The organism is Undibacterium sp. GrIS 1.8 (assembly GCF_040544445.1).
Lineage (GTDB): Bacteria > Pseudomonadota > Gammaproteobacteria > Burkholderiales > Burkholderiaceae_D > Undibacterium.
Genome location: NZ_JBEONQ010000018.1, coordinates 91,569 through 102,892, shown reverse-complemented (window position 1 = coordinate 102,892; position 11,324 = coordinate 91,569). Strand labels below are relative to the sequence as shown.

The following is an 11,324-nucleotide window of genomic DNA, read 5'->3' as shown; positions in this document are numbered from 1 at the left end:
CCTATAACCTTAGCAGGTTATCTGTTACAAGTATTTGTGAAGTGTTTGCCTGAACCTTACGTCAGTAAGTTGTTCGACAACAGTCACAACCACCAGAGCACGCCATAGTCTGGCGTGCTGTGAAAAAAACATTGATTAGTGCGATTCAACCCGCACACGCTACTGCGCTTCTTCCCAATTGGATTTGTTGACCCTCACAGAATAGCGTGACTCAACAGATCAACAAGTTATGCCTGATGACCATAGCAAGTCGGTACCACCCCTTCCCATCCCGAACAGGACCGTGAAACGACTCCGCGCCAATGATAGTGCTGCAACCAGTGTGAAAGTAGGTCATCGTCAGGCTTTTATTCCGCAAAGCCCTTAACTCCACAGAGTTAAGGGCTTTTGCCTTTTTGCAGAGCTTCTTCCCTTGCCTCCCGCTCCTGAAAATAAAAAGGAGCCGCAGCTCCTCTTCTTCTTCCTCCTTGATCTATCTCTAATACGCTCTTGTGGAACGCCTTGCGCTAGATTCTTGTATCTATCACCGCATTTCTTTCCCTCTAAAACGCATATCCCACCTTCAGAACCGCATAGTTCACCCCAGGGTTCGGGTGCTTTACCCCTCCGTTTGAATAGTGCTGGATTTTTAAGGCAATATCCCAGCCGTTCGCCAACACGTAGCCCATGCCAATATGATCGCCGAACTGAAATCTCGTTGAAAACGTTCTGCCGTTGTTATCGTAAATATCCGATAGCATGTGCAAACCAATGCCAGCTTCTCCGTAAAGTCCTTTTTTTGAGTCGCTTTGCAAACGGAACACAGGTGTAATACCGACATCAACCAGACTTTGTTTGCTGCCATTACCTTGGTAATTATTTTCTCGCCAATCGGCCAATGTTGCGTCCCAATAGCCACCAACATTCGTTCCGTTTGATTTAAACCATTGCTGATCCCAGTTCCATTGGGCACCTGCGCGTACCATCTTTGTTTTATTGCCAGTTGCGAATTCTAACGAAGCCGAATCAACAGCATGTGCTAACGTCTGGGTTGATATCAGCACTAAGCCACATAGAAGAGATTTTTTTGCAAATAATTTCATAAGGCCGACCTTAATAAAAGGGGAAAAAAGTATTTTGAGATTGTACCAATTACATATGCAGTTCAATATCGCAGTATAAAGATATTCTTGCTAAAAGAAATTTCTTCATCCAATTCATAGTAGTGGATTAGTTATATGGCGAAACTTAAAGTCGTTTTTTTGGGTATTGGTTTAATGGGTAAGCCGATGGCAACGCGCTTACTCCGAGCTGGTTTTTCTTTAACTATCTGGAACCGAACAAAGGAAAAATGTAATAACTTAATAGAGCTCGGAGCGGAGATCGTCACTACACCAATAGAGACCATTACAAATTCAGATCATGCTGCCGATATTATTATCACTATGCTGGCTGATGGCAGCGTCGTTGATGAGATGATTCGGCAGATTTTGCCTATACTTCATGGGCATGAGATTTGGATAGACATGAGCTCTACTCAACAAGCTGAAGCGCAAAGATTTAACGAAGTGCTGGGTACGAAAAATGTTCGGTTTATAGATGCACCCGTATCCGGGGGAGTAATTGGTGCACAAGCGGGTTCCCTCGCGATTATGGTTGGAGCAACTGATGTCGATTATTTACAAGTTGAACCGATTTTATCGGCAATGGGGAAACCAACGCTAGTCGGACCGCCAGGTACAGGCCAACTAGCTAAATTATGTAATCAGCTGATTGTCGGCGCTAGCATTAATATCGTTGCTGAGGCGTTACTTTTGGCACAGGCTGGGGGCGCAGATCCAGCTGCGGTTCGCCAAGCACTCCGGGATGGTTTTGCCGAGAGTCGTATTTTAGAGGTTCACGGTCAGCGTATGTTGGATCGAAATTTTCTTCCCGGTGGACAAGTAAAAAGCCAGGCGAAAGACATGGAAAATATAATGAGGGCAGCGCAGATTACCAATCTTACCTTGCCAATGACGGAGCTTGTCACTAAGGTTTATCGTTCGCTAGTAGATCGTTTTCCAAGCGCCGATCATTCCGCAGCGTTGCTAGAGTTAGAACAAAAAAATCCTGGTACGCGACTGGGTACTGCAACCGATATTTTTCCTCAATAGAATTAATAGTAGATGCGTTGAATAACAATTATTCGACCAAGCTTGTATCGCTAAGGCAAGAACCACAAGTCTGTCTGGATTTAGAAAATGATGAGTCTTAAAAACAATACCGAAATAAAGAAAATTCTATGTCGACCATGCTAACAGCATCACACAAACTACTCGATCTACTAGCTCAATTAGTTTCTTTTAAAACGATTTCGCGGGATTCCAATCTCGAACTCATCATGTGGGTTAAAGCATATCTTGATCAGTACGGGGTTGAGTCCAGATTAACTTATGACAGCACCGGGAAAAAAGCGAATCTCTTTGCTACTGTTGGCAAAGGCAAAAATCCTGGGATTATCTTATCCGGGCACACGGATGTAGTGCCAGTTGAAGGCCAGGATTGGCACACAGATCCTTTTGTGACGACGATCAAAGATGGCCGGGTTTATGCTCGTGGCGCAGCAGATATGAAGGGCTACATAGCTGCTGCATTATTAGCTGTTCCAGAATATCTCGCAGCAAATCAAGATACGGCCTTACATCTTGCCTTGTCTTACGATGAAGAGGTTGGTTGTCTTGGGGTTCGTAGTCTTATTCGTGATCTGGAAGAAATTGGCCTGAAGCCAGCATCCTGTATCGTCGGTGAGCCAACATTAATGCAACCGATCATTGCACATAAAGGCACGCATAGATTCCGTTGTTGTGTGCGCGGCCGCGAAGCGCATTCCAGTTACACTACGCAAGGTGTGAACGCTATCGAATATGCCTCAAAAATTGTCGTCTATATTCGCGATATTGCAGACCGCTTATCCAAGCAAGAGCAACGTGATAATGCCTACACAGTTCCATATAGCACCTTACAAACTGGCTTGATGCGAGGCGGCCTTGCGACCAACATCGTGCCACGTGATTGCGAATTTCAATTTGAAGCGCGTACTTTACCAAATATGAAAGCTGATAGTTTGTACCAGGAGATTCAAGATTACGCCGCTAGTTTGCTACCGCAAATGTTAGCGGTTGAACCGTTGGCACGTATCGATTTTGAATGGCTTGCATCTGCCCCCGGTTTGCAAATGCAAGAGTCCGACGCAATAGTGCAATTCGCAGCACGCCTGGCGGGAAATCCACCCAGCGGAGCGGTCTCGTATGGAACTGAGGCGGGTTTATTTCAGGAGGCAGGTATTCCCACCGTGGTTTGTGGTCCTGGCAGTATTGAACAGGCGCACACACCAAACGAATATGTTGAACTCGATCAATTAGCTCAATGCGAAGTATTCATGCAGCGCTTAATTACTTCTATGTGAATCACAGAATTGCTGGCAAATGGACTATAAATATACTTTGAACTTGGCCTCGTTTGTTTATCTGTTTAGATGAAACAAAACACGAAATGGATTTAAATAAAACCGCCAGTCGGCTTGATAATGGGAATTAGGCGAGGATAGAGAATAGGTCAAAATTTGCACTGTTATCCTAAATATAGAGCATATATTGGATGCTGATTTAGCGACATAAATTGAGATTTAAAATAGGCGTTTGCATGCTGCGTCGCAGCAATTTTGTAGAGTATGAGTTCAACAAGTGAGCAAAAGACTTGCCTAGTTTTCGCATAGCCGATAGCATCGATCATCGGCGTATTTTCGGTAAATGACAGGTAGATTTTCTGCATAATAATTAGCTGCTTAATTGGCTACTTAATCGACTATTTGATCACCTTCCGTCATGGCATACGTCAACCGAATAAACCTAGAATATCAAACAACAATCAGAGACGAGGAAAACAGTATGGATAAGTTTTGGCTTAAATCGTACCCGCAAGGCGTACCGGCAGAAATCGATTTTTCACAATATAAATCTCTGGTGCAATTGCTGGAAGAAGCTTTCCAAAAATACGCGGCACGTAATGCCTACGTTTGTATGGACAAGTTTCTGACTTACGGCGAGCTAGATACCTTGTCCCAAAAAATGGGCGCATGGTTGCAAAATAAAGGTCTGGCAAAAGGTGCGCGCGTCGCGATCATGATGCCAAATGTACTGCAATATCCTGTTGTGATGGCCGCCGTGTTGCGTGCTGGTTATACCGTCGTCAACGTCAACCCCTTGTACACCCCGCGTGAGTTAGAGCATCAGTTAAAAGACTCTGGCGCAGAAGCGATTTTTATTCTGGAAAACTTTGCGCACACCTTGGCACAAGTGATTGATAAAACCGCGATCAAGCATGTGGTCGTTGCCAGTATGGGCGATATGTTGGGCGGTTTGAAGGGCATGATCGTCAATTTTGTCGTACGCAATATCAAAAAAATGGTACCGGCATTTTCTTTGCCCAACGCGATTCGCTTTAAGCAAGTCCTTGCAGAGTCGGGGCGCCTGACATTTAATCCTGTCAGCATTGGTCACGATGACGTTGCGTTTTTACAGTACACCGGCGGCACCACTGGTGTGTCGAAAGGTGCGACGCTGACACACCGTAATGTCATCGCCAATATTCTGCAAAACGAAGCATGGCTTGCACCTGGTATGCAAGGTCAGGATATGACTCAACAAAAGACCATCGTTTGCGCTTTGCCTCTTTATCATATCTTTGCGTTGACCGTCTGCAGCTTGCTCGGCACTCGTATCGGTGCGCTGAATCTGTTGATTCCTAATCCCCGCGATATGCCTGGCTTTATCAAAGAACTGGCCAAGTACAAAGTCAATATTTTCCCGGCGGTGAACACCTTGTATAACGGCTTACTGAATAATCCTGAGTTTGCGAAACTGGATTTTTCTGGTTACCAAATTTGTAGTGGCGGCGGTATGGCAGTACAAAAAGCGGTTGCCGACAAATGGCTCAAAGTCACTGGCTGCGCGATCTCTGAAGGTTATGGCTTGTCTGAGACATCGCCTGTTGCAACCGGCAATCCGGTAACGACCAAAGAATTCTCTGGCACGATAGGCTTGCCTATTCCGTCCACTGAAATTGCGATTTTGGATGACGACGGCAACCCTGTACCTTTGGGACAACCGGGCGAAATCGCGATCCGCGGCCCGCAAGTCATGGTCGGTTATTGGAATCGTCCGGATGAAACAGCCAAGGTCATGACTGCCGATGGCTTCTTCAAATCGGGCGACGTCGGTATTATGGATGCACGTGGTTACACCACGATTGTGGATCGTAAAAAAGACATGATTTTGGTATCTGGTTTTAACGTATATCCAAATGAGATCGAAGGCGTTGTCGCCTTGCACCCTGGCGTATTGGAGTGCGCTTGTGTCGGCGTACCAGATGCCAACTCGGGTGAGGCCGTTAAACTGTTTGTGGTACGCAAAGATCCGGCGCTCACCGTCGATCAGTTAATGGCATATTGCAAAGAACAGTTCACTGCATACAAAAAACCGAAGTACATTGAGTTCCGCATGGATCTGCCAAAAACCAATGTTGGTAAAATTTTGCGCCGTGAATTGCGCGATGAAAAGAAGGCCGCATAAGTACATAAGTAAGCAAGTATCGTAAAAATGTTCTTGCGATGGAATGAAATTAAATATACTCCCCTAGTCATTAAGTAAAAATATGCTGATTGTCCATAGAATCATTGGACGATTAAAATATACTAATCAGGAGTATGTATAAATAAAAAGGAAAGCTGTGTGCTTTCCTTTTTTGTTTTTTAACAATTGTTTTGCTTGTGCCAATCCAAATTGCGTCTAGAATAAATAGGGTCAAGCTGCTGCCCGACTATGTTTTGAATGCGCTCTATAAGATATTCTCAAACTAAATAAGATCGTCATCAGTGTCGTCATCAAATTCGTCAATTTGATTTTCAATTCATCGCAAACCTAATCCACCGGAGATCACCATGCCATTCCCATATCGCTTTACTGCCGCCACCTTGTTGATCGTCTCATCCTCTGCATTTGCGGCGTCGCTAAGCGACCTGAGCAATCAGGACGCTAGTGCCGGTTTAAAAGCCGCACTCGATAAAGGTTCGTCTTTGGCGGTGGCTAAATTAGGTGTCGAAAACGGCTTCTTAAATAACGACAAAGTAAGAATCCAGTTGCCATCCATCTTAGAGCAAGCGCGTCCGCTACTTAAAATGACCGGACGTGGTCAACAGCTGGATGATCTGGTTATCTCCATGAACCGCGCTGCCGAATCTGCGGTGCCAATGGCCAAGCCACTGCTGATGGATGCGATTAAATCCATGTCAGTCACCGACGCTAAAAATATTCTCACCGGCGGCGATACCTCGGTAACAGATTTCTTCAAACAAAAAACCTCCACGCCGCTCGCTACTAAGTTTTTACCTCTGGTGAAAGGTGTCACAGACAAAGCTGGCTTATCGGCTAAATACAATAGCGTAATGGGGCAGGCAGAAAAAATGGGAGCAGTACCGAAAGAGCAGGCCACGGTAGAAGGCTACGTAACTCAACGTGCGATGGACGGTTTATTTCTGATGATAGGCGAAGAAGAAAAAGCCATACGCCAGGATCCGATTGGCAGTGGCAGCAAGATCATCGGCAAGGTGTTTGGCCTGTTGAAATAAGGGTGATGTCCAACTAGGAAATGATGCCGTGCGCAGCGGCACGGTGATTAGCGTTAATTTATTTCCCTGATTGAAAAAACAAAATAAAAGAGGCGTATCAAGCGAATTGGTACGCCTCTTTTTTCTTAACAAATTACTTCAATAAATTACAGGCACGACATCAGTAAGCCTAGGCTAAATACCGCAATGGATGCGCATGTGCTGGCCACACTTCCGCAAAAAAAGTACTTACCATTTCTTCACTTACTTCGGCTAGTGTAACTGGCGACCATTGCGGTGTGTTGTCTTTATCCACCACCAGGGCTCGCACGCCTTCCAGTACTTCACCATGCTTAAAGCAATGACGCACCATCGTGCGTTCCATACGCAAGCAATCGGCCACTGACATTGTGCTACCGCGACGTAATTGTTCTAGCGTCACGCTCATCAATAAGGGAGAACGCTTTTGCATTACTGCTGCAGCCTGTTGCGTAAATTCGCTCGCATCACCCGCTAGCGATGCCGCAATCGCCTTCGCATCGTTGCCCGTAAAATGCTGATCAATCAGCGTACGATGAGTAGCCAAACGGCTGCTTGTGGTATTTGCCTGTTCTGCAAACAGAGCAGCAAACTCGCGGATCGTGTGGCGGATATCGCCAGAAGTTGTGGTCGCCAACAGCGCCATCAATGCGGGTAATTCTGTAGTCGGTATAAACACATCAGCCAAGCCTGCATACAAAGCGTCAGCCGCAGTAATGATGTCACCAGTCAAGCCCAGATACGTCCCGATCTGGCCCGGCGCGCGCGACAGAAAATAACCACCACCAACGTCAGGGAACAGGCCGATGTTTACTTCCGGCATTGCCATCTTGGTGCGCTCTGTCACGATCCTCAATCGACAATTCCCCCCCGCCTGCGCGATGCCCATACCGCCACCCATCACCACGCCGTTCATCAAGGCGATATAAGGCTTAGGATAAAAATGAATCAGATGATTCAGCGCATATTCTTCGGTAAAAAAATCTTCCAGCAAAGCGCTATCGCCTTTGGGTGTCGCAGTGCCGACATCATAGAAAAAGCGGATGTCACCACCGGCACAAAATGCTTTCTCTGCGCTGCTATGAATAAACACCGCATGCACATTGGCGTCATCATGCCAAGCCAGCAAAGTCTGCGTAATCGCCCGTACCATTTCCAGAGATAAAGAGTTGAGTGCTTTAGGGCGATCTAGTGTGATGTAGCCGATGTGATTGTTGACGGAGGTTTGGATGTAGTCGCTCATGGCTTATTGGGGAGTTGGATTGAAGGAAGATTTTAACTTTTTTATCTGAGGTACATCAGTTAACTGCGTATTAGAGAGTAGTGAAGCTTTATCTGTACTCATTGATTGCCTTATGACGCGCCGACGTGGCTCTGGAATTATCATTACATTTTTATGGTCGTTTACCGCAACCCCAGCCACAAACCTGCCGGCACAAACAAGAGCGCCGCCAGGTTTCCCAGCAACACAATCGAAGCGACTTTGTCTGGTTCTTGCTGATATTGTTCTGCCACCATAAAACAAAAAACGGCGGGTGGCAGGGCGGCGAATAAGTACATTTGGCCGCGTTGTGCCGCGCTTAATGGCAAAACTGGATCTAGCAACAGTGCGAGCAGCAATCCCGCCACCGGACAGGTGATGGCGCCGACCAGACCGATGCGCCAACTGGCGAAATTAATGTCCAGCATACGCACACCCAGCGCAAATAGCATGATGGGGATACAGGCGTCGCCCGTCATTTTAAGTGCGATGAATAAATACGCCGGCAGGTGCACATGCAGCAGCGCGAAAATCATCCCCAGCATCATCGATAACATCATCGGACTGCGTAAAAATTTGAGCGGTGAGTCTTGGTGGTCGGGATGGCCGCGCTGAATAATTTTAATGCCAACCGTGAAGTACACCAGATTGCACGCCATAAACAAGGCAACCGCTGCCGACAATCCATTGGCACCAAACGCCAGTGCCGCCAGAGGCAAGCCCATGTTGCCGCAATTGTTGTACATCATGGGCGGCACAAAGCTGCGTACATCGTAGCCCAGCAAGCGTGCCACTGGCCACGCCAGCAAGCCAGAGCCGAGCGCAATCAGCACGCCGGCCAGGATCAGCCAGGCGTTGTGAGCAACATCAAATTCTTTTGCGGCGAGCGCGCAAAACACCAGCAACGGACAGAGCACATCCATGCTGACGCGGTTAATCGCCACCATATCGTCTTTAACGCCAGCGCCTTTATCGGTAGTACTTCTAACGCGCGCATACAAATAGCCCAGACCGATGATGATAAACACCGGCAAGATGATAGCGATGATGCGTTCAAATAATTCCATGGGTATGTGTTATTAGCGAATAGAGTAGAGATTTTTAATATACTCCCCCATTTTTTTAATAAAAATGGCCGATTGTCCAGGTTATATATGGACATATAAATATACATATAGGGAGTATATTAATTTTCATAGTAACGGATGTTTTATAACTCTTCATCGAAATGCCACTTAATCACACTTTCAGCGTTTTTAACACCGCGTAATCCAGCGGTAGCGCGGTAGTGCTTTTGATGATTTCCATTACAAAGCTAGAGCTGACATCTTGCAAATCAGCGACCTTGACCAATTTTTTATATACCTGATCAAAACCGGCCATGTCCGGTACCAGCACCTTCAGCAGGTAATCGGTATCACCACTCATACGCAAAATTTCGACAATTTCCGGGATGTCCTTGGTGCCGCTGATAAAGCGCTGCATCCAGCCTTCGTTATGCTGCGCTGCTTTTAAGGCAACCATCACGGTCAGTCCCAGATTGAGCTTGCCGGGATCGCATAGCACGACTTGTTGCCGGATCACGCCATCGTCCTGCAACCGTTGCACGCGCCGCCAGCATGGCGTGACCGACAAATGCACCGCCTGAGCCAGATCGGCCAAAGCGATGGAGGCGTCTTTTTGAAGAATTTGTAATATTTCGATATCTTTTTTATCCATAGATTGAATTTTATAGAAAATTATTCTCAATAAGATGAATTATCTATGATTTTTTGGTAAAAAATTTCATCTGTGTTTTGTTACGATTAGAACTTAGCCAATTTCACTATAGCAAGGTAGGACAAGGCTGCAGCTGGCGCGCTTTGGTGAGCTACGGCATCGCAGTTAATTGGACAAATCGATCAGATCGATCAGATCGAACAAATTCAGAGTAATTCAGCACAATCAAGGACGCATCATGAGTAAGCACGATCCGCAATGGCAAACCGCCACCAAACTGACTCACGCAGGGCGCAAAGGTAAAGCGCACCACGGGCCAGTGAATCCGCCAGTCATCCGTGCCTCGACCATGCTATTTCCCAATGTGGCAGGTTTAAAGGAGGCGACTGGTACCCGAGCAATTTACGGTCGCCACGGTAATGAGACGACTTTGGCGCTGGAACATGCTTTATGTGCAGCAGAAGGCGCAGCCGCTTGTTTGCTGACACCATCGGGTTTATCCGCGATCACCACTACTTTGCTGGCTTTGTTAAAACCTGGCGATCATTTACTGATGGTGGATACGACTTACGATCCGACCCGTTTATTTTGTGATGGCTTGCTCAAAAAAATGGGTATCAGTACCACTTATTATGATCCCCTGATCGGCAGGAATATCGCGTCATTAATGCAGCCTAATACCAAAGTTGTGTTTGTCGAGTCACCGGGATCATTGACGTTTGAGGTACAGGACATTCCTGCGATGGCCGCAGTCGCGCATGCAAGCGGCGCGGTGATTGTGTCTGACAGTACCTGGGCAACGCCGATAGGCTGGTCTTCGTTTGAACTGGGCATTGATGTCTCTATCCACGCGGCGACAAAATATATTGTTGGCCACTCCGACGCCATGATGGGTGTGATTTTAACCACAGAAGCCTTGCATCCTCGTTTACGCGATACCTACAAGCAGTTGGGTTTATCGATCGGTGCGGACGATGCGGCATTGGCTTTACGCGGTTTGCGCACGATGTCTGCGCGCCTGGCGGTACACAGAGTCAGCGCATTGCATATCGCGCAATGGTTACAGGCTCAGCCAGAAATCGCCGAAGTGCTGTATCCACCGTTGCCAGGTGCAGCGGGGCATGAACTATGGAAGCGCGATTTCCATCCTGATTACGCCTGTGGTTTGATGGGTGCGATTTTTCATCAGCACATCACAGAACAACAAGTTGCCGAGCTGATAGACCGTACGGAATTATTTGGTATCGGCTTTAGCTGGGGCGGCTACGAGAGTCTGATTTTGCCGACCAAGCCAAAACACTGCCGCACCGTGAATGCCAGCCAATGGCAGGCGCCGATGATACGTTTGCATATCGGTCTGGAAGCAGTTCAAGATTTACAGAATGATTTGCAGCAGGGGTTTGAGGCATTGAGAAATCTTGATTGTGCGGAACCTATTGCAGCCTAATTTGTCCATGTTCTGTAGCCAATCTTAAGAGAGGTCTTACACAGATTGGCACGATGTAACTTACCGGTTTCTACTCTCTCCAGATTGTAGATTTTGCCCGCTAGTCCAGCGGGCTTTTTTTTGCACTTGGGGTTCGAGCGCACCCGGTCAGTAAGGGGCAGTAAGGGTCAGTAAGTCTAAATAAGGGGCAGTAATAGATCGTCAGAAAAAAAGTAGGCTCTGATTCAGCCTGTCAT

General features: G+C 46.8%; 9 protein-coding genes and 1 rRNA gene. 6 read left to right on the top strand and 4 right to left on the bottom strand.

Going from position 1 to position 11,324, the window contains the following annotated elements; translation table 11 throughout:
• The first annotated feature begins 232 nt into the window (after positions 1-232).
• Positions 233-345: ribosomal RNA gene (gene rrf, locus AAKU64_RS10735) — 5S ribosomal RNA — on the top strand.
• A gap of 197 nt (positions 346-542) precedes the next feature.
• On the opposite strand, the gene AAKU64_RS10730 is transcribed toward rrf, so the two are convergent.
• Positions 543-1,082, bottom strand: coding sequence for an acyloxyacyl hydrolase (locus AAKU64_RS10730; protein WP_354332585.1), 540 nt, complete (start codon positions 1,080-1,082; stop codon positions 543-545).
• A gap of 135 nt (positions 1,083-1,217) precedes the next feature.
• Here AAKU64_RS10730 and AAKU64_RS10725 point away from each other — a divergent pair, with 135 nt between their 5' ends.
• The 4 genes from AAKU64_RS10725 to AAKU64_RS10710 all read left to right on the top strand — a co-directional run bounded on the left by AAKU64_RS10725 (position 1,218) and on the right by AAKU64_RS10710 (position 6,643).
• Positions 1,218-2,132 (top strand): NAD(P)-dependent oxidoreductase, encoded by a 915-nt coding sequence (locus AAKU64_RS10725; protein WP_354362132.1) that lies wholly within the window; start codon positions 1,218-1,220, stop codon positions 2,130-2,132.
• Between the two features lie 128 nt (positions 2,133-2,260).
• Positions 2,261-3,424, top strand: coding sequence for an acetylornithine deacetylase (gene argE, locus AAKU64_RS10720; protein ID WP_354362131.1), 1,164 nt, complete (start codon positions 2,261-2,263; stop codon positions 3,422-3,424).
• Positions 3,425-3,905: 481 nt separating this feature from the next.
• Positions 3,906-5,588 (top strand): long-chain fatty acid--CoA ligase, encoded by a 1,683-nt coding sequence (locus AAKU64_RS10715; RefSeq protein ID WP_354362130.1) that lies wholly within the window; start codon positions 3,906-3,908, stop codon positions 5,586-5,588.
• A 368-nt stretch (positions 5,589-5,956) separates the two neighbouring features.
• A complete protein-coding gene (locus AAKU64_RS10710) occupies positions 5,957-6,643 on the top strand; it encodes a DUF4197 domain-containing protein (protein WP_322120164.1) in 687 nt (228 codons plus the stop codon).
• Positions 6,644-6,812: 169 nt separating this feature from the next.
• Here AAKU64_RS10710 and AAKU64_RS10705 read toward each other — a convergent pair whose 3' ends face one another.
• The 3 genes from AAKU64_RS10705 to AAKU64_RS10695 all read right to left on the bottom strand — a co-directional run bounded on the left by AAKU64_RS10705 (position 6,813) and on the right by AAKU64_RS10695 (position 9,641).
• Entirely contained in the window at positions 6,813-7,904 is a 1,092-nt protein-coding gene (locus AAKU64_RS10705) for an enoyl-CoA hydratase/isomerase family protein (RefSeq protein WP_354332593.1), read from the bottom strand.
• Between the two features lie 161 nt (positions 7,905-8,065).
• On the bottom strand, positions 8,066-8,989 hold the full coding sequence (locus AAKU64_RS10700) for an AEC family transporter (RefSeq protein ID WP_354332595.1): 924 nt from the start codon (positions 8,987-8,989) through the stop codon (positions 8,066-8,068).
• A 172-nt stretch (positions 8,990-9,161) separates the two neighbouring features.
• Positions 9,162-9,641, bottom strand: a complete 480-nt coding sequence (locus AAKU64_RS10695; RefSeq protein ID WP_354362129.1) for an Lrp/AsnC family transcriptional regulator — start codon at positions 9,639-9,641, stop codon at positions 9,162-9,164.
• A 238-nt stretch (positions 9,642-9,879) separates the two neighbouring features.
• Here AAKU64_RS10695 and metC point away from each other — a divergent pair, with 238 nt between their 5' ends.
• Positions 9,880-11,088, top strand: coding sequence for a cystathionine beta-lyase (gene metC / locus AAKU64_RS10690; RefSeq protein ID WP_354332598.1), 1,209 nt, complete (start codon positions 9,880-9,882; stop codon positions 11,086-11,088).
• Positions 11,089-11,324 lie beyond the last annotated feature (236 nt).

Excerpts from the sequence above, each read along its gene's own strand:
- AAKU64_RS10730 (WP_354332585.1), bottom strand. The coding sequence starts at position 1,082 with ATGAAATTATTTGCAAAAAAATCTCTTCTATGTGGCTTAGTGCTGATA.
- AAKU64_RS10725 (WP_354362132.1), top strand. The coding sequence starts at position 1,218 with ATGGCGAAACTTAAAGTCGTTTTTTTGGGTATTGGTTTAATGGGTAAG.
- argE (WP_354362131.1), top strand. The coding sequence starts at position 2,261 with ATGTCGACCATGCTAACAGCATCACACAAACTACTCGATCTACTAGCT.
- AAKU64_RS10715 (WP_354362130.1), top strand. The coding sequence starts at position 3,906 with ATGGATAAGTTTTGGCTTAAATCGTACCCGCAAGGCGTACCGGCAGAA.
- AAKU64_RS10710 (WP_322120164.1), top strand. The coding sequence starts at position 5,957 with ATGCCATTCCCATATCGCTTTACTGCCGCCACCTTGTTGATCGTCTCA.
- AAKU64_RS10705 (WP_354332593.1), bottom strand. The coding sequence starts at position 7,904 with ATGAGCGACTACATCCAAACCTCCGTCAACAATCACATCGGCTACATC.
- AAKU64_RS10700 (WP_354332595.1), bottom strand. The coding sequence starts at position 8,989 with ATGGAATTATTTGAACGCATCATCGCTATCATCTTGCCGGTGTTTATC.
- AAKU64_RS10695 (WP_354362129.1), bottom strand. The coding sequence starts at position 9,641 with ATGGATAAAAAAGATATCGAAATATTACAAATTCTTCAAAAAGACGCC.
- metC (WP_354332598.1), top strand. The coding sequence starts at position 9,880 with ATGAGTAAGCACGATCCGCAATGGCAAACCGCCACCAAACTGACTCAC.